The organism is Cohnella endophytica, from assembly GCF_003628305.1.
Classification (GTDB): domain Bacteria; phylum Bacillota; class Bacilli; order Paenibacillales; family Paenibacillaceae; genus Cohnella; species Cohnella endophytica.
This window is the reverse complement of the sequence record NZ_RBZM01000010.1, coordinates 100,697-126,850: the sequence shown is the minus strand read 5'-3', so window position 1 is coordinate 126,850 and position 26,154 is coordinate 100,697. Positions and strand designations below refer to the sequence as shown.

Annotated in this window: 26 protein-coding genes and 1 pseudogene; 9 read left to right on the top strand and 18 right to left on the bottom strand. The window is 52.2% G+C overall.

Going from position 1 to position 26,154, the window contains the following annotated elements; genetic code table 11:
• Window positions 1-22 precede the first annotated feature (22 nt).
• The 4 genes from D7Z26_RS22320 to D7Z26_RS22305 form a co-directional block, all read right to left on the bottom strand.
• Window positions 23-985, bottom strand: a complete 963-nt coding sequence (locus tag D7Z26_RS22320; protein ID WP_120979236.1) for an iron-hydroxamate ABC transporter substrate-binding protein — start codon at window positions 983-985, stop codon at window positions 23-25.
• A gap of 302 nt (window positions 986-1,287) precedes the next feature.
• Window positions 1,288-2,256 (bottom strand): hypothetical protein, encoded by a 969-nt coding sequence (locus D7Z26_RS22315; RefSeq protein ID WP_120979235.1) that lies wholly within the window; start codon window positions 2,254-2,256, stop codon window positions 1,288-1,290.
• A complete protein-coding gene (locus D7Z26_RS22310) occupies window positions 2,217-2,777 on the bottom strand; it encodes an RNA polymerase sigma factor (RefSeq protein WP_233567122.1) in 561 nt (186 codons plus the stop codon). Before D7Z26_RS22310 ends, D7Z26_RS22315 begins: the two co-directional genes overlap by 40 nt.
• A gap of 271 nt (window positions 2,778-3,048) precedes the next feature.
• A complete protein-coding gene (locus D7Z26_RS22305; RefSeq protein WP_120979234.1) occupies window positions 3,049-3,237 on the bottom strand; it encodes a hypothetical protein in 189 nt (62 codons plus the stop codon).
• 165 nt (window positions 3,238-3,402) lie between these two features.
• Between D7Z26_RS22305 and D7Z26_RS22300 the strand changes: the two genes are divergently transcribed.
• From D7Z26_RS22300 to D7Z26_RS22290, 3 genes are read left to right on the top strand one after another with little or no spacing between them, the layout of a single operon-like run.
• Window positions 3,403-4,200: an ABC transporter permease gene (locus D7Z26_RS22300; protein WP_120979233.1), complete on the top strand. Its 798-nt coding sequence runs from the start codon at window positions 3,403-3,405 to the stop codon at window positions 4,198-4,200.
• Between the two features lie 10 nt (window positions 4,201-4,210).
• Complete coding sequence (locus D7Z26_RS22295; RefSeq protein WP_120979232.1) at window positions 4,211-5,029, top strand: ABC transporter permease; 819 nt, start codon at window positions 4,211-4,213, stop codon at window positions 5,027-5,029.
• A gap of 21 nt (window positions 5,030-5,050) precedes the next feature.
• On the top strand, window positions 5,051-6,031 hold the full coding sequence (locus D7Z26_RS22290; protein ID WP_120979231.1) for an ABC transporter ATP-binding protein: 981 nt from the start codon (window positions 5,051-5,053) through the stop codon (window positions 6,029-6,031).
• 63 nt (window positions 6,032-6,094) lie between these two features.
• Here the strand turns inward: D7Z26_RS22290 and D7Z26_RS22285 are convergent, their stop codons facing one another.
• The 5 genes from D7Z26_RS22285 to D7Z26_RS22265 form a co-directional block, all read right to left on the bottom strand.
• Window positions 6,095-8,626, bottom strand: coding sequence for a leucine-rich repeat domain-containing protein (locus D7Z26_RS22285; RefSeq protein ID WP_120979230.1), 2,532 nt, complete (start codon window positions 8,624-8,626; stop codon window positions 6,095-6,097).
• Between the two features lie 231 nt (window positions 8,627-8,857).
• A complete protein-coding gene (locus D7Z26_RS22280) occupies window positions 8,858-9,145 on the bottom strand; it encodes a hypothetical protein (RefSeq protein ID WP_120979229.1) in 288 nt (95 codons plus the stop codon).
• Window positions 9,146-9,296: 151 nt separating this feature from the next.
• Window positions 9,297-10,301: a hypothetical protein gene (locus tag D7Z26_RS22275; protein ID WP_120979228.1), complete on the bottom strand. Its 1,005-nt coding sequence runs from the start codon at window positions 10,299-10,301 to the stop codon at window positions 9,297-9,299.
• Window positions 10,302-10,338: 37 nt separating this feature from the next.
• A complete protein-coding gene (locus D7Z26_RS22270; RefSeq protein ID WP_120979227.1) occupies window positions 10,339-11,151 on the bottom strand; it encodes an RNA polymerase sigma factor in 813 nt (270 codons plus the stop codon).
• 213 nt (window positions 11,152-11,364) lie between these two features.
• Entirely contained in the window at window positions 11,365-11,745 is a 381-nt protein-coding gene (locus tag D7Z26_RS22265) for a hypothetical protein (RefSeq protein ID WP_120979226.1), read from the bottom strand.
• Between the two features lie 177 nt (window positions 11,746-11,922).
• Here D7Z26_RS22265 and D7Z26_RS22260 point away from each other — a divergent pair, with 177 nt between their 5' ends.
• Both D7Z26_RS22260 and D7Z26_RS22255 read left to right on the top strand, forming a co-directional pair.
• Window positions 11,923-12,729 (top strand): alpha/beta fold hydrolase, encoded by an 807-nt coding sequence (locus D7Z26_RS22260; RefSeq protein WP_120979368.1) that lies wholly within the window; start codon window positions 11,923-11,925, stop codon window positions 12,727-12,729.
• A gap of 23 nt (window positions 12,730-12,752) precedes the next feature.
• Window positions 12,753-13,730 carry a GGDEF domain-containing protein gene (locus tag D7Z26_RS22255; RefSeq protein ID WP_120979225.1) on the top strand — a complete coding sequence of 326 codons (978 nt, stop codon included), beginning with the start codon at window positions 12,753-12,755 and terminating at the stop codon, window positions 13,728-13,730.
• Window positions 13,731-13,795: 65 nt separating this feature from the next.
• Here D7Z26_RS22255 and D7Z26_RS22250 read toward each other — a convergent pair whose 3' ends face one another.
• From D7Z26_RS22250 to D7Z26_RS22235, 4 genes are all read right to left on the bottom strand, one after another.
• Window positions 13,796-14,584, bottom strand: a complete 789-nt coding sequence (locus D7Z26_RS22250) for an ABC transporter ATP-binding protein (RefSeq protein WP_120979224.1) — start codon at window positions 14,582-14,584, stop codon at window positions 13,796-13,798.
• A complete protein-coding gene (locus tag D7Z26_RS22245) occupies window positions 14,581-15,609 on the bottom strand; it encodes a FecCD family ABC transporter permease (RefSeq protein WP_120979223.1) in 1,029 nt (342 codons plus the stop codon). Before D7Z26_RS22245 ends, D7Z26_RS22250 begins: the two co-directional genes overlap by 4 nt.
• A gap of 4 nt (window positions 15,610-15,613) precedes the next feature.
• Window positions 15,614-16,885, bottom strand: a complete 1,272-nt coding sequence (locus tag D7Z26_RS22240) for an ABC transporter substrate-binding protein (RefSeq protein ID WP_158602405.1) — start codon at window positions 16,883-16,885, stop codon at window positions 15,614-15,616.
• Between the two features lie 204 nt (window positions 16,886-17,089).
• The gene (locus D7Z26_RS22235) at window positions 17,090-18,664 is read right to left on the bottom strand and encodes an ABC-F family ATP-binding cassette domain-containing protein (RefSeq protein ID WP_120979221.1); all 1,575 of its coding nucleotides are present in this window, start codon (window positions 18,662-18,664) and stop codon (window positions 17,090-17,092) included.
• Between the two features lie 104 nt (window positions 18,665-18,768).
• On the opposite strand from D7Z26_RS22235, the pseudogene D7Z26_RS22230 reads away from it, so the two are divergent.
• A pseudogene (locus D7Z26_RS22230) lies at window positions 18,769-18,885 on the top strand (zinc-binding dehydrogenase); the annotation flags it as partial.
• Window positions 18,886-18,887: 2 nt separating this feature from the next.
• Here D7Z26_RS22230 and D7Z26_RS22225 read toward each other — a convergent pair.
• The gene (locus D7Z26_RS22225; RefSeq protein ID WP_120979220.1) at window positions 18,888-19,496 is read right to left on the bottom strand and encodes a hypothetical protein; all 609 of its coding nucleotides are present in this window, start codon (window positions 19,494-19,496) and stop codon (window positions 18,888-18,890) included.
• A 128-nt stretch (window positions 19,497-19,624) separates the two neighbouring features.
• Between D7Z26_RS22225 and D7Z26_RS22220 the strand changes: the two genes are divergently transcribed.
• Entirely contained in the window at window positions 19,625-19,942 is a 318-nt protein-coding gene (locus tag D7Z26_RS22220) for a hypothetical protein (RefSeq protein ID WP_120979219.1), read from the top strand.
• 47 nt (window positions 19,943-19,989) lie between these two features.
• A complete protein-coding gene (locus D7Z26_RS22215; RefSeq protein WP_233567139.1) occupies window positions 19,990-20,274 on the top strand; it encodes a transporter in 285 nt (94 codons plus the stop codon).
• A gap of 78 nt (window positions 20,275-20,352) precedes the next feature.
• On the opposite strand, the gene D7Z26_RS22210 is transcribed toward D7Z26_RS22215, so the two are convergent.
• On the bottom strand, window positions 20,353-21,312 hold the full coding sequence (locus D7Z26_RS22210; protein WP_120979217.1) for a D-2-hydroxyacid dehydrogenase: 960 nt from the start codon (window positions 21,310-21,312) through the stop codon (window positions 20,353-20,355).
• Window positions 21,313-21,701: 389 nt separating this feature from the next.
• Between D7Z26_RS22210 and D7Z26_RS22205 the strand changes: the two genes are divergently transcribed.
• Window positions 21,702-23,732, top strand: a complete 2,031-nt coding sequence (locus tag D7Z26_RS22205; protein WP_120979216.1) for an S-layer homology domain-containing protein — start codon at window positions 21,702-21,704, stop codon at window positions 23,730-23,732.
• 85 nt (window positions 23,733-23,817) lie between these two features.
• Here D7Z26_RS22205 and D7Z26_RS22200 read toward each other — a convergent pair whose 3' ends face one another.
• The 3 genes from D7Z26_RS22200 to pqqD are packed head-to-tail and all read right to left on the bottom strand — an operon-like array spanning window position 23,818 to window position 26,153.
• Entirely contained in the window at window positions 23,818-24,753 is a 936-nt protein-coding gene (locus D7Z26_RS22200) for a dipeptidase (protein WP_233567121.1), read from the bottom strand.
• Between the two features lie 24 nt (window positions 24,754-24,777).
• Window positions 24,778-25,884: a pyrroloquinoline quinone biosynthesis protein PqqE gene (gene pqqE, locus D7Z26_RS22195; RefSeq protein ID WP_120979214.1), complete on the bottom strand. Its 1,107-nt coding sequence runs from the start codon at window positions 25,882-25,884 to the stop codon at window positions 24,778-24,780.
• The gene (pqqD, locus tag D7Z26_RS22190; protein ID WP_120979213.1) at window positions 25,875-26,153 is read right to left on the bottom strand and encodes a pyrroloquinoline quinone biosynthesis peptide chaperone PqqD; all 279 of its coding nucleotides are present in this window, start codon (window positions 26,151-26,153) and stop codon (window positions 25,875-25,877) included. Before pqqD ends, pqqE begins: the two co-directional genes overlap by 10 nt.
• Window position 26,154 lies beyond the last annotated feature (1 nt).

Sequence of the window (26,154 nt, the reverse complement as noted above, 5' to 3'; positions counted from 1 at the left end):
GGAATAAATGGATGCTCAACGCTTATTCGCCGAGGAAGCTCTTAGTGAAGAACTCCAATTGATATTCCAAGCTTAGCGGATCGTTAAAGTAGAAAGCCTTCGCGTCGGCTTCGTAAACGTGATTGTTCTTAACCGCGTTCGTGCTCTTATACGTGTCCGTATTCTGGAACGAGTTGTCCTCGTCCGCGTTCTTGCTGAAAATGACGTAATCTCCGAAATAATCCTTCAACACTTCGGAAGATACCGCAAAGTATCCGTCTTTCTTCGTCGCTTCCGCGACTTTCTCCGGCTTGGCGAGTCCGAATCCTCCCGCGTACAGAAGTTCCGTACCGCGGCCGAAGTTATCGCCATAGACATAGAGTTGCTTATTGAACGTCTCGATGACAGAGACCGTTGCATCAGCGCCGATCTTCGCCTTGATCTTCTCTCCGGCTTCTTGCACTTTCACCTTGAAACTATCGACCCAAGCCTGCGCTTCCTTTTCTTTGTTCAACAATTTGCCGATTTCCAGTTGGAGCGCCGAGTAATCCAATTTGCCGTAGGTAAACGTAACCGTTGGCGCGATTTTCTTGAACTTGTCGATGTTCTGAATATCCGAGAGTCCGAGAATGAGGTCCGGCTGCAGTTCGATGATTTTCTCGACGCTTTCTTCCGAAACCGCCTCTACGTCTTTCAGCTGCTCTTCAAATCTTGGATTGGTCTTGGACATTTCATCTACGCCCACCACCGGAACGCCAAGCGCCATGACGTTACCCGTCAAGAACCGGGTGATTACGACGACGCGCTGTGGATTTTTCGGTACTTCGACCGGCCCGGACTCGGATTGGTAAGTAAACGTGCCGGATTCATCGGAATCGGATGCCGGAGCCGATGGCTCAACTGAAGAAGTGCTGCTTGCATTGTTGGAGTTATTCTTGGAATTGCCTCCGCAAGCGCTAAGTAGAAGGACAAGGATTAAAGATAACGGTATGAATAGCTTTTTCATGCATTGACTCTCCCTTTAAGCATCCCATGCTCAGTATGATCGATTAATCGATTCGCGTTAAATGTTCGTGCGGCCCTGTATTCATGGGGTGCGACTCATTTGTTGAGAATGATTATCATATTCATTGCTTTGATCATTGTAAAGGGCGCATCCAAACCTGTCAATACAAAATAGGAAATTTAGACGCAAAAGAACTGCAACGGACTACCTCCCGGCAATCCGTCACAGCCCCCAGTGAATAAAATCATGACCGTCCCTGCATGGACGGGATTCTCGTTTTGCTCTGAATTCGAATTCAACGTTTACTTTTGCTCAATCAGTTCCTTCGCCAGCTTCAAGAATTGCTCTTTAGATAAGCTTTTGTCCCCGTAGCTCGTCAGCGTATAGTAAGCATCCTGCTCTTCATTATACCAATTCAGGTACTCGTAACTGACGCTTTGTTTTTTTACGCTATTATAAACAACTTCGGTCCCAGCCACCCTTATTTTATCCGTCTTGTTTTCTTGCTCCTGCTCCACATACATGTCTCCTCCATGCATGAGGGTAGCATAAATGCCGATATGAGCCTTGCCCTTCGTATATATTCCGCTTACCGTCGCCGGCTCAGACCATGGCACGGCTTTCATGAACATCTTCTCCCCGCTAGCATCCTTATTCGCCCGTGCGGTAAGCTCTCTGAGGTTGTCCCGGTAAAAGGCTTTGCCCTTTTCCGCATCCGTAGAAGGGATCGAGGGGAAAACTTTACCGTAATCAAAAGCGTATCCGTTAGCGACTTCGGGAAGTTTGGGAGCGCCAGTACGTTTGATTTCCTTCTCAAAATCGGAATAGGAGCGAATGCGCTGCTCTTTATATTCGAATTGCAAGACAGCCTCTTTCTTCGAAGCTTTGTTATCTTTTACGTAATAAGCAATCAGTTCACCCGGCTTGGCAAATGCCTGAGCCAATTTGGCGTACTTATGATAAGCCGTTGCCGAGCCAGCCGCTTCATTCGTTGCCGGAATATACTGCACCTTGACCGTTCCGGCTGTATTCCGAATCTGAATGTATTCCGATGCGGCATACGCGGTTACCGAAACCATTAGAATTAGACCGATTAGGCTTCCCAATACCGTTGTATTTCTCATAATTCCTTGCAGAAAGGAGCTACGGCGATCCCCCAGACCGTTAATCCGTCCCATTACCCGTTCCACTACGTCTATTTCAGGTAAAGTTTCTTGATTCGAGGCCATGATTATATCTTGGTATTCACGTTTAATTGCTGCTCGCTCCAATCGATCTCCTCCTCGGAATTCATGGCTTTTTGTACTTTCCGTTTGATCCGTTTCATTCTCTTGATCAGAGCATTGGGTCTGATCTTGAAGATCTCGCTCATCTCGGTATAGGACTGCTCCTCGAACACCCTTAGAATGAGCAAACTCCGCTCCTCCGGCGACAGCATCGTCAAGGCCCTCGCTAACGAAGGTGTGTACCATCCGTTATCGATCTCCTGCGCTGGGCTTGCCGACAGAGTTTCCAATCGTATGATTCGCATGACCCGATTATGGAGGCGACGCTTCCGCAGCAGGTTCAGGCAATGGTGATAGGCCATCCGATAAAGCCAGGCCGAGAAATGCTCCGCCCTCTTATACAGGTGAAGGGTTTGGTAAGCCTTAACCAGAATATCCTGTACCGCGTCCTCCGCATCCTGCTTGTTAGCAAGCAACCGACAGCAATAACGGTAAATCGGCTGTTGGAAAGCTTTGACAATCACGGAATACTGCCGTACATCCCCCTCTTGAATTGTAGCGATCAATATTTCAAGTTCCTTTGCACTCATAGAATCTTGCGACGATGTCAACACCTCCTTAAGCTTTATATCTTCTATAACAATTAACGTCGGCAAAAAGTGCCTTGATTGATCGTTTTTTTAATGAAAATTTTTAACCTGACATCAATCTTCTACCACAGTTACGATGTTGCTCATCGTAACGAAACCGCAAGCCGATCAGGATAAGAGGCCGAGCGCTAATCGCGCACGGCCTCTTATTACAGCTTCCAAGTTAGACATTACTGGCATTGCTTCTTTATTCCCGGCAGATCGATTTATACCCGTCGGCTTGCTTCTCCACATTGCCGAGCATGTCGTCATCGTTGGTCATTTCGGCTTCGACCTCCGGCTCGTCGCTTCGGTCGTGCGGTTTAATCGGAGGATCGAGGAATTGATTTTGATGCGCTGCAGCTTGATCTTCATGTTCCGTATTGTTTTCGGTCATATCAAAGTCCCCTTTGTATCCCTTCCGTATCCACCGATAGCCTCCCCAAGTTCTGACTCGTTATGTACCAATAATCCTAATTTCTCCAAATCATGAAAAAAGATTGAATTTGCCGAAGTACTCTCTTATAATTTTACAGATTCAACCATTTCGAGGGGGTTGTCCATGCTCCAGGCGTATTGGTATATCACCAAAATGAAACTTCTGACTAACCTAGCATACCGCTTCGAGGTTTTCGCATCCGTCGGCACCAACCTGATTCTTATGCTCGCCTCCGTGTTTCTGTGGCAAACCGCCTATAAGGGCGGGGTCGGTACGGTGCAGTCGTTCAGTCTTCAAGATCTGACCACTTACACGATTCTATCGATCATGCTCGGGGCCATGTTCGTCTGCGACGTACAGGACACGATCTATTACAAGATCAGAGAGGGGCAGATCGTTACCGACTTTTACCGTCCCATCCCTCTGCTTGCTTGCTACCTGGCCGACGATATCGGCGGCATGCTCAGCGCGATGGCCAACAGGGTGGTCCCGTTGATCCTGCTCGCGTCCATTTTCTTTGGCATCCCCTGGCCTTCTTCGGCTCTAAGTTTGCTATTATTCTTCCCAAGTTGCCTATTAAGCTATGCCATACTTTGGCTGCTCAGCGCACTCGTCGGATTGGTCGCGTTCTGGGTCATGGAGCTCGGCAACATGGGAATGGTGAAGGACAGCATCGTGCGCGTATTGTCCGGCAGCATCGTTCCTCTCTGGTTTTTCCCGGAAAGCGTACAGACGATATCCAAATTCCTGCCTTTCCAATATACCTACCAAACGCCGCTCGGCATCTATATCGGTAACGTCGGTACCAAAGAAGCTCTCGGCGCGATGGCCATTCAAGCCTTATGGGTGGGGCTCTTGTTTCTTCTGCTCATGGCCGGGTGGAAACGAACGAAGAAAAAAACCTTAATCCAGGGAGGATGATGGATCCGCAATGCTAGCCTCGTTCAAACATTACGTCTCCGTCGCTTCTTGTTTCGCCAAACTCGCCGTGCAGCGGCAACTGGAGTATCCTTTGTTCCTCGTCAGTTGGCTGCTCATGATTCCTATTCAATATTTCTCGGGTATATGGATGCTCAAAATCATCGTCGACCGCTTCCAACCGCTGAACGGCTGGGACTTCCCCGAGTTAACTTTTCTCTACGGACTCGGACTTATCAGCCATGGTATTCTTGTCGTCTTTTTCATTAACACTTGGCACATCGACAATATGGTTATCAACGGCGGATTCGACCGATTGTTGCTTCGCCCGATGAACGTCTTCTTCCAACTGGTTGCGAGCTACGTCAACTTCATCGGCCTCATCGATTGCATACCCGGCATCGTTATTTTCCTTTACGGCTGCCACATCGTTGGATTCGATTGGTCATTAGCCAACATCGGCAAGCTGCTGCTCGTGCTCCTGGGCGGCGTCCTCATTCGTGCCGCGCTATTCATCGCGCTCGGAACGATCGCTTTCTGGACCAAACGAAACGCCTCGATGGTCGGCTTTGCCCTCTCGATGCTCGAACGCGCGACGATGTACCCGCTTAGCATGTACCCGTATATTTTGCAGGCGATCTTCACTTTCTTGATTCCGATCGGTTTCATTAGCTTCTATCCCGCGGCGGAGTTTCTAGGCAAGAGTAACGGAGTACTCGAGCTGCCGCTCAGCTTCGCCTTGTGGACGCCGACGATCGGTATCGTCTGCTTCTTGTTGGCACATTGGGTTTTCCGGATGGGCATGAAAAAATACGAGAGCGCAGGCTCATAACCGAACGAGGAGCGAATGGACATGGAAGCCGTCATCGAAGTGATCGACCTGGTCAAAGAATATACGATTGCCAAAAAAGGCCGAGGCTTGCGGGGTTCGCTCAAAAGCCTTTTGTTTCCCCAGAAGACGAAAGTAAACGGCGTAGACGGCATCAGCTTCTCTATTGCCCCTGGAGAGATCGTCGGCTATATCGGCCCCAACGGCGCAGGCAAAAGCACTACCATTAAGATGCTGACCGGCATTCTTCATCCGACCTCCGGTTCCATCAAAGTGTGCGGCATCTCTCCGCAAGCCGACCGCAAAGCGGTCGTCGGCAAGCTGGGTGTCGTATTCGGCCAACGGACGCAGCTTTATTGGGATTTGCGGCTAGGCGAGTCGTTTGAGCTGTTGCGGCGCATCTATCAAGTAGACAAAGCGACCTACGAGGAAAATATGGCCGTTCTCGGCGATGTGCTCAAGCTGAACGATTTCATCGATACGCCCGTACGTCAGCTGTCGCTGGGACAGAGAATGCGCGGCGACTTGGCCGCGGCGATGCTGCATTCGCCTTCAGTGCTGTTTCTGGACGAGCCGACGATCGGCCTCGATGCAGACGCGAAGCACGCCATCCGCGATTTTATCAAGGAAATGAACCGCAAGATGGGCTTAACGGTCATTCTGACGACCCACGACTTGGACGACGTCGAACAGCTTTGCAGCCGATTGGTCGTCGTCAATCACGGCAAGGTCGTGGAAGACGGCCCTATCGATTCGATCATCGGCAAGCTAACGCCGCACCGTCTCTTGGTCGTCGAGCTGGAACGGCCATGCGACGACCTCTCGCATCCTGCCGCGACAATCATCAAACAAGAGGGCCTGAAGGTCTGGTATCAGTTCGAGAAGGTACGCGTTACCGCGGCAGAGCTGATCTCCGATCTCTCGCAGAAGCTGCCCATTCAGGATCTAAGCGTGAAAGAGCCGGACATAGAGGATGCGATCCGAGCGGTTTATAAGGGTTACTGACCCCTTCGAGCAAAGAAGAGCCGCGATTCCGGGTATGCCGGAGTCGCGGCTCTTTTGCTTGATTTATTGCGCTTTGTGCAGCGAATCGGGATCAGCCGATAGGACGGTTCCGTGTCCACCGACGACGTAGATCTTCCCGTTGTATTCGACTACCGCGTTCAAATCCTCTTGCGTCAGTACATCCTGCTTCGACCAGTTAATCGCGTCAGGCGACAGGAAGATCGATCCTTCCGCGCCGGCGGCGACGAAGTAACCGCCAACGAAGGAAATGCCGTACAAGCCCGTGCGGGCGCTTCGGATCGTCAGTCCGTCCTCGATGTCCGTTTCCGTCCATTTCTGCCCGTCCGCCGATCTGAGGATCGTCGACGAATCGATATTGCCATAGTAACCGGCGGTCGTGACCGCAAAGGCACCGTTGCCCCAAGCGACGTCGTAGTAAGCGCCCTTGAAGTTCCGCGGCACCTTCGTCCAATTGCTGCCGTCTTTGGAGACGAGGATAAGCCCGGACTCGCCGACCGCTACGAACGTACTTCCGTTCCACGCTATCGAATTGATCGCGCCGGTCGCGTTCGACTTCAGTTTTGTCCACTTCTTGCCGTCTTTCGACGATAGGATGAGTCCTTTTTCTCCCACGGCGTAGAGCCTGTCTCCTGCCTTGATAACCTTATATAAGGATTCTTGGGTCGGGGAAACGAGCGCCTGCCAGACCACGCCGTCTTTGGACGTCTTCATCGTCCCTTTCGAGCCGACGCCGAGGAATTGGCTACCGGTCCATACGACGCTATAAAGCGGATATGCGCTCTCCGTCTGCGAGCCCGTCCATGCCCCGGTTTGACTCAACTGTAGGGAAGCCATCGAGCTTAGCTTTAACTCGTCCCGATCCTTATACCCGCCGACCGCGATCAGCTTTCCGTTGCCGACGGCCGCCGCGTTTAAGCTAAGCGGTTCGATAGGATATCGCTTGGCTTGCCGCCACGTCTTGGCATCCGTCGACGTCTGGGCGCCAACGTTCGTCACGGCCACGTACTGTTTGCCGTTATGGAGAGCGAAGTTCGGGCGTTGCGTCTTGTCTTGTTTGTTCGTTGCGGCAAGTCCGGCGTCCACCCACTTCGCGCCGTCCTTGGAGGTCAGGCTTACTTGAACCCATTCGTCTTTTTTCCGTTGGTTCGTCCAGTCTCCGCCCAATAAAATGAAGCGGTCTTTCGCCCAGTCGACGCGCGACCAGAAGCCCTTGGAGGGGACGTATTTCCACGAGAAGCCGTCCTTGGAAGTCATGATCGTGTAGTCGCCCACCGCGACGAACGTGCCGCCGCCGAAGGTCATGCTCCAGATTTGCTCGTAGTTCGGCTGCGACGTTTTAACCTTTTTCCACGTAATTCCGTCCTTGGAAACCGCCGCGACACCGCCCTCGTACCCGGAAGCGACGAATGTACCGTTCCCCCATGCGACGCCCGTGAGATTCGTGGCGATCAGATTCGGAGCCCTCCGGGTCCAACTCAATCCATCTTCGGACGTATAGATGTACCCGCTTCCGTTGCTTCCCCCGACCATGACGAATCTCTTGCCGTTCCAAGCCGCGTCGCGGATACCCGCATATCCGTCGTTCACGATGCCCTTAGCGTTCTCGGTCCAGTTCATCCCGTCCGCGGAAGTCCATACGTCGGTCGCTCTGGCTCCGAAGCTCCTCTGCCCGAAGGCGATGAACTTGCCGTTGCCCCAGACGACGACTTCGAAGTCGCCGCGGTAGCCTGTCCGGTATGTCTGCCATTGCACCCCGTCTTTGGAGGACTTGACGATGCCGTTAGGCCCGACCGCGACGAAGACGCCGTTCCCGTATGCATAGTCCCGAATCGGGAGGCTAACCTGCTTATCCGCCATGGTCCACGTAAGAAGTCGGGGGTCCGTCTCCTTAAATGCCGACGGCGCTTGCTTTTGCTTCCCGATATCGCCCGAAATCTTCACGTTGCGTTGCTTCAACGCGTCGATAACGGACTTCGTCGCTTCGTCGCCGAGGTTGATCGCATTATTCGTCGCCGTTATGGAGCGCAGTTGTCCCACGCCAAGCAGCGGGGCCAAATCCCGTACGTTATTGTCTTCGAAATAAACTTCGGAAAGACTTCTCATCGTCGGCAGAACGTCCAAGTTTTCCAGGAAGTTATGCGAAATGCTCAGCATTTGCAAGCCTTCCAGATTCGCCAAGCTGGAGATATCCTTCACGTTATTGTCGTCCAGCGTCAAATAAGCCAATTTGTTCAGTCCCGCCAACGGGGAGACATCCTCGATCCGGTTGCCGGGCGCGTCAAGCTCGTGCAGATTGACGGCATATTCGAGCCCCTTCAAGGATCGAAGCTGATCTTTGGTCTGGGATTTGCGCATGAATAAATATTCGACCTTGGCCATATCCGAACGCGTGATCGTTACGCCGGAAGGAAGATTCAGCTCTTCGCGGACGGCCTTCTCCAATACGGGATCCTCGATCAGGACGTCCGCGGCGCGAGCCGGAATCGAGGGTGCCGCCGCGACGGCGAGCATCGCCGTCAGGCATACGAGAAACAAAATACGTTTGAGGGAATAATTGCGTGAAAATAGCGTCATGTTGCTGATCCTCGTTTCTGTAATCTAGGGATAATAGGAGCGGTAATTCATAACTTCAAGTAGAATAGCATATCCCAAGGAAATATAAACCAGTAAACGTCGAATTTTTCCATGAAAAAACCTCGTCACCGCATGGGTAGCCATGGGGACGAGGTGTCTTAGTAATCCGATAAATTCGCGCAAAAAAAGAGAGACAGCGGTAACCCCGCTTTCTCTCCCGCGTTCATGAGCTTACAATTTCGACTTTATCGCTGCCAGATACTTGACCACTACCGCGAACGCGCCGACGTAATAACCGGCCTGCACGATCCATCCCGTAGAATCCATAACGGAAATCCCTGCAAGCACAATGAGCGGAAGCACGTAGTGTAAGATGTCTTTCAAGTAGCCCAGCACGGGTTCATAGGAGAGATTGCCGCCTGTCAGCGACTTGAACGCCCCGACCAAGAAATCGACGGCCATCGAACCCAAGACGATCCACATGGCGATTTCCATCCAATGCGTTAACGTACCTATCACTTTGCATCACCTCCTTGAAGGAGGAATACGATCCGTTAACAGGATATGCCGATTCATCGAAGGTTGTACCACGGCTATGTCAGAATCAACTCATGAAACAAGCGGATTCCTTCTTCAAGGAAGATCAAATCGCCATCACGACTCTCTAGCGTTAATGCACCCACTTCTCCGAATGGTAAGCCTTCATGAAATCCAGAAATTGCTCGAGCACGGCCATGCCCTTCGTCTCGGCTTCCTTCGCTTGACGCAAGAGCGCAACAGCGCGATCCGCGGTCTCGGGATCCTTCGGCGTTCCGCCTTGAGGGAAAGGGAACAACTCTCCGAGCTCCGCGAACAAGGCGGCAACGACATCATAATGCGCAGCTGCTTCCGAGGCATATTCGCGTACTTTACGTTCGACGAAGTTCGTCCCGTCCCATTTCCGGACGAGCTCCCGCAGGAACTGGGCCGCGAATTCGCGCGCATCGCCGACGACCCCGACGTTATAGGCGTTGCCCAATTCGTCCGCGCTCCTGCTCTCCATAACCTTGATCCAAGCCTCGTAGCCTTCGAGCCCCATCACGAAACGGTCTTTGAAAATATGGTTCCACTCACGGCCGCGCGCATGGTCGACGATCATATCAAGCGCCATCCGAAGCATTTCGTACTTGGAATGCGGAAGGCTTTCGCTGATCGTGATGAGGAACAGCACGTGGATTTTGGGATTAGCGAACTTCTCATAGGAGATCGTGCCGTCTTGGGACATGTCCTTCGCGTGAAAAAGCCGTTTCTCGTCGTCGTAACCGTAGATTAACCCGAATTCCGGCTCGAACAAATCAACGGCAATCGCGGGAATGCCCTTATCGATCGTCTCATGGACGAGAGCCATCGTTCGTTCCAACTGATCCGGTGTAGGCGGGGCTTGCGCTTCCCCCATGTTGCTGATGAAACCAAGATTGCATAGATTGCGGCGGAAAATGTATCCCCCCGGAAAAGAAGTCGGTCCCGCAATGTGAATCTCCCGAGGATCGATGTTCATCCGAAACGCATGTCCGGTGAGGCCCATGACGTCCACGAGGGACAATTCTTTTTTGTCGGTGTAGCGGACCGCGCCGTAGATCGCATAGGCGGCTGTCGTCCAAGTCTCGTTCCAGTTGTCTTTACGTTTGTTGGCCAAGAAGATTACCTCCCGATATAAAGTGGGTCGGCCGAACTTATGGAGGAGTCGAGAGAACTTTACGATTCGGCAGGCCTTGTTCCGCGCGTTTCTGAACGTAGAGTCCGATCGAGATGCGAATGCGCTCCTTGCGAACTTTCGCCCGCGATCGTGAAAGGCTGTTGTAGATATTAGCGGTAGTCGTGCCAAGTAGCTCGGCTATCTCCGAAGGAGGAAGTTCGCCGAAGAAATGCGCCTCGAAGATGCCACGTTCGCGCTTGCTCAAGACGGCAAGCAATTCTCGAAGTCCGCGAAGCATATCGGTCCTCATCAAGCATTCCGCAGGATCGCCGCGATTCCGGGCTTCTAATGCCGCAGCCGTCTGCAAACGGAACAGGATCCTGTCGACGTTGGTCCAATCCGTCTCTTCATTGTCCGAGTTAAGCGAATACTCCGCGCCTGCTGTCGCTCCTCCCCCGTTCTTACCGATGGCCGAGAAAGGTTGCTCCTTGGCGTGCGGACCTCCTCGTCTTAGCTTCTGATAAGCCTGGTTGCGGACGATCCGGTGGAACCACGGAACGAATTTGCTTGAATCCATCAGCGAGCCTAGGTGAAGAAAAGCCCGAACGAGCGCATCCTGAACGACGTCCTCCGCCATATGGGCATCCCGGACCATCCGGTTGGCCACCCCCAACGCTTCCGCCCTATGCTGCCTAACCAGTTCGCCGAACGCTTCCCGATTGCCGTCTCGAGCCTGTTCGATCAACTCGCGCTCGGTCATCCGCGGCCTTGGCCGCTCGCTTTCTTCCTGCTCGTCGGCAACAAGAGCAAACCTTCGTCCATTCTCGTCCATCCGCCACTCGACCGCCATTATCGTTGTCGCACTCCCTTAAATCCTTTTGTTTCGGCCCCTACTTAGACAGATGCCATGGGCGCGAGAAATCTATCCTATGTTTATATCTTTTTTTCTAAATTCCTTCACCCATATTTAACCATCTATTGACCGATCTGCATAGGCAGCAGCATCCGCAACAAAAAACCGCCTCTCGCCCGATTAGGGAAAGATGCGGTCTTCCGACGTTCTCTACAGAGCGCCCACGTCCCGGACGATTCGACTCGCCTGCTCGTAATCCTCTTCCTCTACGATGGCCACGAGCATAATGTCCCGGCCGCTTACCCGATTGTCCGGACCTCCCGAGCTATACCCGCTCGCGCTGACGCTCGAGGTAACCAGCTTACCCTCGTCTGGATTGTCGAAATCTCCGCCGAGAGTCAGATAACCAAGCCCGCGGAAATCGCCGGCGATCGTGCCGCCGAGCTTGTCCAGACTTTGAATGCCGGTGCCCGCGTAGCCGTCGAATCGCTCGATCGCATAGTCTACCAGCTTGAGCGACTTTAGTTGCTCCACCGCCTCTTTCGCTTGATCCGGCGTGTTAAAGTAAGCGAATACCGTTCTTTCCGGCATAGAATTAACCTCCGTTTCCGAATGCTGGCACGTTGCAAGAATGACTTCGGTAGTGTGCGCCGCGCTCAGGGGAACTATTCGCGCATGCAAAAAGCGATTATAGTAGACATTTGTCGAGTTTTATCGAATATAATGATCGTACAAGCCATTAAGCTTATCTGCGAAAGGGGAATTTCCATGACAATCGACATTATGGAGCGCAATAACGTAAAGGTAACAGGAAAGGGTACCCAACCTATCGTGTTCGCGCATGGATTCGGTTGCGATCAAGACATGTGGCGTTACATCGTGCCGCACTTCGAGAACGACTACCGCGTCATCCTGTTCGATTACGTAGGTTCCGGACGATCGCAGCTCGGCTACTACGACGCGGAAAAATACAACGACCTGCAAGGTTACGCCCAAGACGTGCTCGAGATCATGGAAACGCTGGAACTGAGAAAGGCGATATTCGTCGGCCATTCCGTCAGCAGCATGATCGGCTTGCTGGCTTCGAACCGCGATTCCAAGTACTTCGAACGCCTCGTCATGCTCGGGCCGTCTCCTCGCTATATCAACGACCTTCCCGATTATTTCGGAGGGTTCAATAGAGAAGAAATTGACGAGTTGCTCACGATGATGCAGATGAATTTCATCGGCTGGGCAAGCTACCTGGCGCCGATCGTCATGCAGAATGCGGAACGGCGGGAATTATCCGATGAATTGGAAAAAAGCTTCTGCTCCCGGGATCCTCATATCGCGCGACAGTTCGCGGAAGTAACCTTTTTGTCCGATTGCCGCAAAGATCTCGATCACGCGTCGGTTCCATCGCTTATTCTTCAATGCTCCGACGACAGCATCGCTCCGATCGAAGTGGGCAACTATTTGCATGACCATCTGAAAGGCAGCACGCTGAAGCTCATGAATGCCAAAGGCCATTACCCGCATCTCAGCCACCCCGAAGAAACGACGGAATTGATCAAGGATTATTTGGCACATCATTAGGGTTAGGAGAGAAGCGGTTTTACATGGATAATCAATTAGATTTCGCGCCTTGCGGTTACTTCTCCATCTCGAGCTCGGGGATCATTCGGTCCGCTAATCGAACTTTGGCGAATATGCTTACGTACGAACGGGATGAAATGCTGGGGAAGCACATCGAATCTTTCATGTCCGTCACGAACAAGCTGTTCTTTCACACGTATTTCTACCCGTTTATCCAACTGTACGGACACGTTAACGAGATTTTCCTCTCGTTGCGGGCAAGCAATCAATTGGATGTGCCCGTTCTGCTGAACGGAATTCGGCAAGAGCGCGACGGCGAAGTCTTCATGGATTGCGTAGTCGTCGAAATGCGCAAACGGTTGGAACACGAGAAGGATATTCTTCATACGAAAAAGCGACTAGAAGAGCTTTATCAAGCGACGAACGAAGCGAACAAAAAGCTTGAGCTCCTGCATCAAGAATACGAGATTAAACAGCAGGAATTAATTCATATCAACCACCAATTAGAGACGTTGGCATTGACCGATCCGTTAACCGGCCTGAGAAACCGTAGGTTTTTCCAAGAAAGCTTGCAAGCCAACATCGCAATGTTCCATCGCACTCAATTATCTTTCTCGTTGTTCATCCTCGATATCGACCGTTTCAAATCGATTAACGATACTTATGGCCATCCCGTCGGCGACCTGGTTCTTACAGGGCTGGCGCAATTGCTTAAGGCCGAATCCCGGGAAATCGACACCGTCGCCCGATACGGCGGAGAGGAATTCGTCCTGATTGTTCCGAATACGACCTATGAGAACGTCAAACCAATCGCGGAGAGGTATCGCTCCAAGATCGAAGCCACTCCGATGGGGGACTTACGGATAACGGCGAGCATCGGCATCGCGACGATTACGCCTGAAGATACGGAGCTAACCCTGATCGGCAAAGCCGATCAAGCGTTATATGATTCAAAGACCAACGGAAGAAACCGGGTTACTCATGCGGAAGATAAGGCATAAGCGAACTCCGAGACGAATAAAACCGCGTCCTGCCCGGTGAGGGAGAGACGCGGTTTTTTAGTTACTTACTCTTTAACGACTCCGCAAGGCAGGTATACCGGTACTCCGTCATCGTTATGCACTTTGGCCTCGATACCGAACACCTCGCGGAAAAATTCAACCCGGAACACTTCGCTCGGATTTCCCGCGCGCACGATCGTTCCTTGTTTCATCGCCACGATCCGGTTGCAATAACGAGCCGCTTGGTTCAGATCGTGCAACACCATTACGACGGTAATTCCCTGTTCCCGATTCAATCGGCGAATCAGTTCCATTAATTCCAACTGATGCGCGATATCGAGATAAGTCGTCGGTTCGTCAAGCAGCAATATTCTGGGCGTCTGCGCCATGCACATGGCAAGCCATGCCCGCTGTCGCTCGCCTCCCGACAATTCCAGGAGAGAACGGTGCTGTAACTTGCCCATGCTAGTTACTTGCAACGCCCAGTCCACCACTTCTTCGTGTTTGCCCCGGGACTCCTCGAACCATTTCAAATGGGGGTTGCGCCCTCTTCGAACAAGCTCGCGCACCGTAATGTCCAACGAATGCTCTTGCGTCTGCGTCAGCATCGTCATATTCCTGGCGATGGCTTTGCTGTCCATTCCGGCTAACGTCCGGCCGTCCATGGATACGGTTCCTCGTTGCGGGGAAGCCAACCTTGCCAACATGCGCAGAACCGTTGACTTGCCGGACCCGTTAGGGCCGACGATACCCAGCCATTCCCCTTCGGAAACCTGCAGATTAAAGCCGTTGACGATGGAGTCTGCCGGACGATATCCGTATTTCAGATCGGCTGCTTCTAACGCTGGACTCATCCTTTTAACCCCCTTCTAAGCAGGTAGAGAAAGAAAGGCGCACCTAGGAGCGCGAGCAGAATGCCTACGGGAAACTCGATGGGATCGAACCAGCTTCGCGCGGCCGTGTCCGCGGCTACGACGAGAATGCCTCCGCCGATCGCCGCCAAAGGCAGGAAGATCCGATAATCGTTACCGACTAACAATCTCACGATGTGGGGGACGACCAGACCGACAAAACCGACCATGCCGACGATGCTGATCGCGGCGCCCGCCAGAAACGTGGAGACCAGAATGATAAGGAGCCTTCCGATCTCCACCCGGCTGCCGAGCAGCTTAGCCGCATCGTCACCCAGGACGAGCAAATTCGCCTGCTTAACTAGAAAAACGGAAGCGATAATACCGATCGCCGTATAGGGCAACAGGGTCTCGAAATGCGGCCAACTCCGTCCGTTCAAGCTGCCCGACATCCACGGCAATACCGCTTGAACCTTCTCGCTGTTCAGGATCATCAAAGTCGTCATTGCCGCTCCCAGCAGGGAATTGACCGCTACCCCGGCTAAAATAAGCCTTAAGGGCGACGCTCCCCCTTTCCAAGAGAGGCCGTAGACGACGGCCGCCGCGACTAAGGCGCCAAGGAAAGCCGAGACGGGTAAGTAAGCGATCTGAGCCGGGAACAAAATCATAATGATAACGGCCGCTAGTCCTCCGCCCGACGAGACCCCGATAATGCCGGGGTCCGCAAGCGGATTACGGAACACGCCTTGAAGGAAAGCGCCCGCGATTGCCAGGCAGACGCCCGCCAACAATCCGGTCAGTACGCGCGGAAGCCTTAGATTCCATACGATCTGCCTGGCTTCCGAGTCGGAAGAATGGATCAGCGCCGTCCAGACTTCCCGTGCCGGAATGGAGATGGAGCCCGTCATTAGACCGACCAGCACCACAAGCAGCAGAAGCGCAATGCCGGCGATCAGAAAGATTCCATTACGGGTATATCTAGGATTGCGAGCCTCTAGGGCGCTTTCGCCGGATAAAACGGTTGCCATCTTGTTATTTCACCTGCAGGAGCAATTTATTGATCGTTTCAATCGCATCGGGAGCTCTCAAGCCTGGATTCGCGGCGAACAGATCGGCAGGCAGCACCTCGAACCGGTCGTTCTTCACGGCCGACAAGCCTTTCCAAGCGTCATTCGTCTCGAACTGTTTCTTGAAGCTTGCTTTTACTTCAGCGGCGTCGCCATGCGTGATCAAGAGAATCAGTTCGGGATTGGAAGCGATAATCCGTTCCAAGCTCAGCTCCGCGTACTGCGGCATCGTATCCATTTTCGGGAATCCGGAAGCTACGTTTTTGCCGCCTGCCAGCTCCAGGAAGTTGCCGGGATAACTCGTAGGGAGCGCGACGACGAAGCTTCCTGGCGCACCGTATACGATTAACGTTTTCGGTTGCGTAGCGGGTTTAACGAGCGAAGAGATTTTCTTGTCCATTCCTTTAATCAGTTGTTCGCCCCTCGTTTCTTGGCCGAGCACTTGAGCGTACAGTTTGATCGTTCCCTGTATATCCTCATACGTGTTGCTCGAATTGAACAGCACTTGCGCGCCCAGCTTCTCGATCGTTGCCTGCTGGGATTTGAGAGCAGGGCTGGCAATAACGAGATCCGGCTTAAGCGTTGCAAGCTTCTCGAACAGAATGCCGTGAGCGCTGCCGACTTCGGTCGCGGAGGCCGCGGCTGCCGGAATGACGTTGCCCAGGGCAGTTGGACGGCCGACTACGGTGCTTCCCAGCGCATAGATAATTTCCGTGTCCGCGGAAGAAAGCGTGACGATCCGGCTCGGTTTCTTCTTCAAGGTAACCGGTCCGCCGCTTCCCGTTACGGTGAGCGTGCTGCTGATGGCTACCGTATTGGAGCTCTTGTTGTAGGTAACCCATTTGCCGAAAGCTTCGGATATCAGGCGCAGCGGCACTAAAGTTTTGCCGTTCGCCAAGCGAGGAGCTACTGCGAGCGTTTGCTGAACGCCGTCTATGTAAGCGGAATTGGAGCCGATCGTAAGCTTAACCTTTACCCCGCCTTGCGTGGCCGATACCGTCTTCGTTTTGGAATCCCAAGAGGCCGTTCCGCCTAGGGCGCTTACGATGTTGCCGTAAGGAACTAACGTAGTTCCGTCCACGACTACCGGACTCGTATCCAAAGAAACCGCCTTTTGGTCGAGCGTAACCTTGATTGCAGGGCTTGCAGCCTCCGCCAAGTTAACTTTGCTTGTCGATACCGTAGTCAACAATACCGCTGCGGCCAACAATCCGCGAGTCAATCCTTTGTAAAACACGAAATCATCTCCCCAATTAGTAATGATAATCATTATCAATAAATATCATTCTATTGATAATGATTATCGTTGTCAATGTTTAAATATTAAATATGCGATTGTTCGTGCTCTCTAGGTCAAAGTCGCTTCTCGCAGGCTTAAAGAAAGAGCCGGAAACCACCCTCGAAGGTGCTTTCCGGCCCTATTAAATTAAACCTGGTATCCCTACAAACTCTGCTCGCTTACGCCCGTTACCGGATCGAAGGTCAGCATTTTCGTTCCGATCTTATCGATGAAGAACCGATCATGGCTTACCGTAATGACGGCCCCGGGAAAATGAATCAACGCCTGCTCCATGACCTGAATGCTCGTGAGATCCAGATGGTTGGTAGGCTCGTCCAAGACGATGACCGCGGAACCCGAGAGCAGGCATTTCGCCAACGCGACTCGAGCCTTCTGTCCGCCGGACAAGTTGCCGATGGTCTTGCTCAAATCCGCCTCCGAGAATTGCAGCATAGACAGAAATTTGTTTACCTTTTTGCGCGGCGCGTCTAGTCCCAATCCGTACGTATTCACCGCGTGGCTCACGGTATCCTTAGGGTTAAGCTCCTCCCACATCCGGTTAAAGTAGGCGTAGCCGACGCCCTTCTCCCAGACCACCTCGCCGGATTCGGGCTTCTCCTGGCCCGTAAGCGCCTTGATGAGCGTGGACTTCCCGCTTCCGTTCGGCCCCACGATGACCAAGCGGTCTTCCTTCTGAATATCGAAGCTGACGTCCTTGAAAATCTGCCGCCCCTCGTAGGTCTGTCCGATTGCTTTCACTTCGCACAGCTTGTCCGGGAACCGAAGCCTCTCGTAAATATCCGTAATCAGGACATTAACGGGATGCGGCTCGATCCGTTTCTTGTTATCCGCCAGCTTGCGGGAGAGACGGTCCTTGGAGCCGGATTTCCTGCTCGCGCGATCGTCGATCGCCTCGGACTCCATGAGAAGAAGCTCCTCTTCCCACTCGAACTGACGATCCAGCTCCTTCTTGCGCATCTTTTTCTTACGGACGTAGTCCGTGTAATTTCCCTCGTATTCCTGAAAATGATAGTTCTCGATCTCGATCGTTCGCGTGACGACTTTGTCGATGAATTGCCGGTCATGGGATACGAGAATCATGGCGCCGTTGAAGCGGTACAGCCACTGCTCGAGCCACGCGATGCCTTCGATATCGAGATAGTTCGTGGGCTCGTCGAGCAGGACGACATCGGGTTGCTGGATGAGCATCTTGGCGAGCGCGGCGCGGTTTCTCCACCCTCCGGACAATTCGTCGATCGGCTGATTGCGCGATCTCTCGTTGAACCCCAGCTTCGTTAGAACCGTGTTAATCTCGACGGACACGTTCCAGCCATCGAGATGCTCCATTTGCTCGAACAATTCCGCTTGCCTGCCCAGCAGTCCTTCCATTTCGCCGTCATCGGTGACCAAGCCCAGTTTTTCTCCGACTTCCTGCAGCTCCCGTTCGATCAGAGCGACCTGCTCGAAGCATGCCTCCAGCTCTTGCTGAACGGACAGGCTTCCGCTTAATTCCGAGAATTGGGAGAAGTACCCGATCTTCGCCTGAGGATCGATGTCCACTTTACCGGACGTCGGCTCTTCCTTGCCCAAGATCAGCCGGAATACGGTCGACTTCCCGGCACCGTTCCGTCCGATCAAGCCGACACGCTCTCCCTTGCTCAACCGAAAATAAATATCGCGAAAGATCAGGGACTCTTCGTATTTCTTCGTAACGTTCTCCAATCGAATTACGCTCATGCTAGCTATCACCCTTCCGGTTCCAACAGTCTATGGGTGATTATAACATTAGACTGGAGGTCATAGCTCTTTCACAGTCGTAAAGGAATCGTCGTTTCGATCCAAAGTCGGTCATCGATAGGCGCTATCCCTTGGAACAAACGGCCGAAGCTCACAAGTATGTAGAGACGGGACGCAAAAAGGGCAACGTGATTATCACTATCGGGCGTAATAATCCGTAGCTTTAGAATCGCGCGGCCTGCAAAATAGCAATCGCTGCCCGCTCCCTGCGCTCCGCATCGTCGCTTCTCATGACTTCCTTCAGAATACCGAGTGCTTCCATGATCGTCTCTTCGTCAATCAGCCTGGATCCGGATGCTGCCGGCTTCGTTAATAAATTCTCTAGCTCCTCTTGGGTGACAGGGCGCCCGAACATCCCGATTTCCCCTTCGCGACCTAGAAAATTCAGCAGCTCCGGATGTAAATCTTCTCTCCTCAGGCTTCTCAGCCAAGTCACGCCGCGCCTATGCCCGCTGCATTCCTCAAGATTGTCGAAGTGATCCAAATAATAATAGTCGCCCACATCGCCCAGATGCAGGCGTTCGCCATCGTCTACGATCAAGTAATCGCCATCCTGCATGCCGGACGCGAAGTCGCAATACTCCTCTAATCTCCGATCCAGCTCCTGCCCGTCTAGACGATACGCTTTAGCCAATTGCTCCCTCAGATCCGCTTTGCTTATTTTATCCAGATCCCCTATACCCGGCCTTCCGTAACACACATAATTGCCCTCTAGGAATTCCGGCAAGCGGTTTGCGCCCTCCAGGTTAGCTTTCATTCGGAACAAACGCATGTCCATTCCCTCCAAATAAACACAGTTTCCTTGATTATAACACCTCAAACGTTTCGTTTAGCCCCGTAACGCCTAACTAGGCCACCGCATAGAATAACCCATGTTCGACAAATACGGAGGTTTTCGCCATGAGCTCGCAATATGACGTACGGAACGAGCTGACGCCGATCTTTCAGTGCGATTCCAAGCTTCATCAGACGTTGAAGTCCCACAGAGACCAGCTTCATCAATTGTGCGCTTCCCACGCCCATCGGCTGGTTAAGGTCGAGACGATGGACGGCGACGTCTTCGAAGGGCACATCCATTATTGCGACAGAGGAATTTTATACTTACGCCTGTCCAATGAAGGTTTGAATCGCGGCTTTTTCCCAGGTCCCCCGGACCCCTATAACAACTTCGTGCTTCCCCTCGTTCTCTTTAACCTTCTCGCCATCTCGCTGATCTGAGGACGCTGGGACAACCGACTATCTAAGGAGTGATGAAATTGGCCTTTATGCCTCCCTTCGGACCGCAAGGCGGGCAACAACAGCCCCCCTCTTCGCCGCCGCCTCAAACGATTCCTCCCAAGCCCATGACGACGACGTTTGCCATTGATCCGGGCGCAATCTCCCGCTGCTTGTTCCGCAACACGTACATTTGGCCGCGCAGCGGCCCGGGCTTCTGGTTCTATCCCGTCTTCGTCGGTCGGACATCGATCTCCGGATTTCGTTGGAACGGTTTCTTCTGGATGTTCTCCGGCTTCGACCTTCGGAGTATCGAATCGTTCACGTGCTTCTGACGACACAATACACAATAGGAGTAGATAGCGCAAAAAACCGGGAGCTCCCACCACTGTGAGGGGTTCCCGGTTTTTTGGTCAATACTTCTTCTTGTAGTCGACCAGATTACGCAGCTTGTCCGTCTCGCCGGACAAGTAAGTCTCAAGGTTCGAGACGAACAGCTTGGCCAGTCGCTCCGTGTTGCGCACGGTGTTACCGCCGGCGTTGTGCGGCGTGAGAATCACGTTCGGCATCTTCCAAAGCGGATGATCGGCGGGCAACGGTTCCTGCTCGAATACGTCTAGTCCGGCGCCCGCGATGGCACCCTTGTCTAGCGCCTCGATCAGATCCTCCGTCCGGACCGTCGCGCCGCGCCCGACGTTAATAAAATAAGCGCTTCTCTTCATGACCGCGAATCGTTCCGCATCGAACAAATGCTTCGTCTCGTTCGTGAGAGGCAAAATGTTAACGACATAATCGGCTTCCCGCAGCGCATCGTCGAGACGGGAAGTATCGTAGACGGCATCCGCTTCCGGCATTGTTCCTCCCGATCTGCGGACGGCGACTACGCGCATATCGAACGCGCGGGCAATCCGGGCAACCTCCCGGCCGATCTCCCCCGCACCGACAATCGCAACGGTGCCTCCATTCATCTCGGCAAGCGTATTCGGGCTTTCCCATACGGACGTCCGCTGATTGCGAATGGCGTCCGCAATGCCGCGAGACAGCCCCAACATCATGGCGACGGCCGTCTCGGATACCGACCGGGCATGAACGCCGCTGGCATCGGTAAGCCGAATGCCGCGCTCCTCCAGCAGTTCGAGCGGCAGACTATCGATTCCCGACGACCAGCTTTGCAGCCAACGGAGCTTGGCGCCTTCCCGCAGAGCCTCGTCCTTGACCTTTGCATCCCAACCGCAAATAATCTCGGCTTCCCGGTAGATAGGGTCCTCTCCATCAGCCGGTTGACCAAAAACAATCGAGAAATCCGGCGCCGCGCGCCGCACGGCCTCTTGCTGTTCCGCAGTAAATTCGCTGAGACAAAGTATACTTCTCATGATGAATAACCTCCCCTAATTAAAGCTCTCCTGCTTCCTCGGAGAAAACGACTCCTATATAGAATACCGATGTAATCCCTTGCTCATCGGGACTCGGCAGGAATGAAGAACATCGCGACAGTCACTTCCGTTGTTATTTTGTAATTATGTTATCATATGTAATTTGTGATCGGGTAATCTTTTTGTTATGGCCTCGACTGAGTATCGAAAATGAGTCGAAACACGCCCATTTAGGCTATATATTTGGAAGCCTATGTAATTTTTTTACATTACATTACTGGTAATAAATGCATTGACATCGCAGGATATGTCCGGCACTATGTTAAATAGTGGAAATCAATATCGTCACTTGCCACAAAACTCACACTGACAACTTGGAGGGAATTTCAATGAAGAAACTAATTGTAACCGCTCTATCAACTGCAATCGTATTAGGCTCTGCTGTTCCAGGCTTTGCCGCCGAAAACAATTTCAAAGATATTGAGGGTTCCTACGCTAAAGATGCAATTATCCAACTGCAAGCACAGGGTATACTAAACGGACTTGATGCGACGCACTTCGACCCCAAAGGCGATTTAACGCGCGCACAATTCGTTGCAATTCTTGTAAGAGCCTTAAACCTTCCAGTAGACACATCGGCAGCATCGTCATTCGGCGACGTTAACGGATGGGCTGTTCCATACATAGAAGCAGCGCGCAAGGCAGGGTTCATTGATGGCATAGGTAATGGAAAGTTTGCTCCCAACGCCGTCCTGACGCGCGAGCAGGCCGCTAAAATTATGGTGATGGCATTGAAAACGCAAGGGACAATCGAGGAAACAGCTCCATTAACCTTTACGGACGCTGCTAGCATTTCCGATTGGGCGAAAAACTACGTAGCATTGGCATTGAAATACGGTTTAATCTCTGGTACGCCTAACGGTTCATTCAACCCCCTCGGCAACGCTAACCGTGAAATGGCGGCAGTCATGGGTGCAAACTTCATTAAAGGCGTCGAAACAGTCGTTAGCACTTCGCCAACTCCTACACCGACACCGACACCGACTCCAACGCCTACACCTGCGCCTGGAGGCGGCGTAATAATTCCTGCAGAAGCATCAGTTACTACAATGGCAGAACTGCAATCCGCATTAACGGCTGGCATCAGAGACATTACAATCGCTAGCGAGCTTGCAGCAGGTACGGGCATCGCCACTGTTCCGGCAGGTACTACGCTGAGAGATTATTGGAAAATCGGTTCTGGTAACAAAGTGGTAGTAAACGCAGGTGGCCTGTTAAGATGGGGAACCGGTACAACGGATAACCTGTTCGTAGGCGATGCTAGCAGCACGGCTAACCTGCAACTAGCAGCCGGAGCAACTTTCACGATTACGGGCGGAGCGTCTTCAACGATTGAATCTTACGTTCTAACCGGAACAGGAACCGTGCAACAACAAGCTACGAACCCATTCGTAGTAGGAGAAGATGAAACCTTCACAATTGCAACCGGAGCCACATTAAAGGTTGCAGCGGCCGTAGATACGGATATCGAACACGTTCAACCCGTATTGAGCGTAGACACCGACGGCGGTAAACTCGTAGTCGATGGAACATTACATTTGTTAGCTGGATCACGCGTTGTGCTGGGCGATGGACTTAATAGCATTGCAACCACGGGAACGATAATTAACAACGCAGGAACATATGATGGTTCTGTCATTACCGGCGTAGTCGGAATTCTTGATGGGGGTCATCAAGCGATTAATTTTGCAACGGCGTCCGTAGCTACAATGGCTAATTTGCAAATCGCATTAACGGCTGGCGTAAAAGATATTACAATTGTTAGCACACTCACAGGCACGGGCACAGCTATAGTCCCAGCAGGAACTACGCTGAGAGATTACTGGAAAATTGGCGCTGGTAACAAGGTGGTCGTAAACGCAGGCGGCCTGTTAAGATGGGGCTCCGGTACAACGGACAACCTGTTCGTAGGCGATGCTAGCAGCACGGCTAACCTACAACTAGCAGCCGGGGCAACTTTCACGATTACCGGTGGAGCATCCTCAACAATTGCCTCCTACGTGCTGACTGGAACAGGAACCGTACAACAACAAGCTATGAATCCATTCGTAGTAGGAGAAGATGAAACCTTCACAATTGCAACCGGAGCCACGTTAAAGGTTGCAGCGGCCGTAGATACGGATATCGAACACGTTCAACCCGTATTGAGCGTAGATACCGACGGCGGTAAACTCGTAGTCGATGGAACATTACATTTGTTAGCTGGATCACGCGTTGTGCTGGGTAATGGACTTAATAGCATTACAACCACGGGAACGATAATTAACAACGCAGGAACATATGATGGTTCTGTCATTACCGGCGTAGTCGGAATTCTTGATTCGAACCATATCGTAATTGACTTTAACGAAGTGCCATAACCGTATGGATTGACGCAGAACGGCCAGGAGACACCTCTAGAGGGTGACTTCCTGGCTGTTTTATTGTTTTTTAACCCGCGGAATCTTATTCCGGCAAATTGTTCTCGTAAAAGTTGTACCAATTCTTATATACAAAGTGCTCGACATCTTCTTCGTTATAATGCTTCTGCAGCATATTCACAAAATGATGATATTTACCGGAGTGTTCCAGACCGACGACCCACTCCTTGATCCCATCGAAATCCGAGCCTAATCCGATATGGCGGCTGCCTCCAAGCGAACAAACATGGTCGATATGCCGCAATATTTTATCCATCGTCACAGGCTCCTCCAGATGCACGAACGGCGGAACAAAGGTGATTCCCATGACGCCGTTAATTCGAATGATCGAAGCGATCTGCTCGTCCGTCAGATTCCTCAAACGCGGGCAAATCGCGCTTGAATTGGAGTGCGAGGCGATGAACGGCTTATCGGAAAGCTCGGTCAACTCCCAAAAACCTTTCTCGGAGAGATGGGATACGTCCACAATGATCCCCAGGCGATTGCATTCCTTGATCAGTTTCATCCCTCTAGCCGTAAACCCGCCTTTTCGCGGTTCCATGACGCCATCGGCAGCCCAATTCGCATGGTTCCAGGTAATGCCGATGCTCCGCACTCCCAAATAAAACAAGATGCGAACATAAGTCAGGTTTCCCTGCAGCGCATCCACTCCTTCAAGCGATAGCAAGGCCCCAATCCATCCTTCTTCCCTAGCAAGCTTCAAATCCGCCTTCGATTGAACGAAATGAATCTGTCGGTTGGAAAGAATACGTTCGTGGAACAAATCTACGCTTTCTAGCACATGCCGAAATTGATCCGAATAGGGGGCAGATAGATAGATCGCAAAATTCTGGACGCCGATGCCCGATTCGATCATTCTATCCAACGTAACGTCTAGCAGCTTCTCTTCATGAAGAAAATCGAGCTCCGGGTTTTCCAGCAGCTTATTCAGCACATCGCAGTGGGCGTCGAATATTCTCACAGGCACATTCCCCCATTGTTCTATTCATCTGCCGCGATAGGAATAGGAAGGAGATAGCTTCTCGAGATCGGAATCTTGTTCGATGTCTCCTCCGTTAATAGAAGAAACGAATTCGGTGATCAAGCCGCGATGAGGCGACCACTGACATACAGGGTCTGTCTGCCGCGCGTCGCCCGTCAAGAGGAAGGCCTGGCATCGACATCCCCCGAAATCTTGAAAACGACGGTCGCAGCTCTTGCATGGCTCAGCCATCCAATCAAATCCTCGGAAAGCATTAAAGGAGACGGATTCTTGCCAAATTCTCGTTAGATTCCGATCTAGAACGGATTCAAAATGAAAAGTCGTAATACTCGCCGCAGCGGTACAAGGCAGTACTCTTCCGTCCGGCGTGACCGTCAGAGATAATTTGCCCCATCCTCCCATGCAAGGTTTCGGGAAATCCTCGTAATAGTCGGGAACAATCCACAGCAGCTCCATTTTGTTGCCAAAGCTTTCTTTCGCTCGCATGTAGGCTTCTTCGGCTACCATGAGCTGATTTTTGGTAGGCAGCAATTGCTTCCGATTTAATAGTGCCCACCCATAATATTGGGTGTTGGCAAGTTCCAGCCGCTGTGCCCCCCACGACGCGCAAAGCTCGACCATTTCCTCGACGAGATGAATATTTTGCCGGTGCAGTACGACATTCATATGTAAAGCGAGTCCGCCGGCACGTATGATTTGGGCTGCTTGCCGTTTGATTTCATGAGCCTTATAACCGGCTATCGAATCGGCAAGCTCAGGCGTAGAAGCCTGAACGCTTAGCTGTATGCTATCGACGCCGGCCTCTATGAGCTGCCGAACGCGCTTTTCCGTAACCCCAACCCCGCTCGTTATTACATTGACAAAGAAGCCCAATTCGCGAGCGCGATGGACCAACTGCTCCAGATCCGCTCGCAAAAGCGGTTCACCGCCCGTAAAGTGAACTTGTACGATGCCAAGCTCGCTAGCTTCCTCCAATACTCTTATCCAATCCGCGGTCGTTAGTTCGTTCTCTCGTTTTTGCAGCTCTAGCGGATTCGAGCAGTAGGGACAATGCAGGGGACAACGGTGAGTGATTTCCGCCGATAAGGCGTAGGGTATGCTTACTTCCATGTCTCCACCCACCCTTTGTCTGCCGCTTGGTTTAGAAATTCGAGTATATCCGCCTCTAAATCCGCTTGATCGTACCTCGTCTCCAATTGTTCGATGATTTGAGCAACCGTTCGTTTGCCGTCGCAAAGCCAGAGTATCGCTCCGGCGGTAGCATTGAGATTAACGACTCGTTCCGGTAGAAGGAGTAAATCCGTTTGGCGGGCTTTATCGTATTTAAGACGAGCCGGGCTGCGTAACGTCGGCTGATCTGATAGCTCCCACGTGATCATG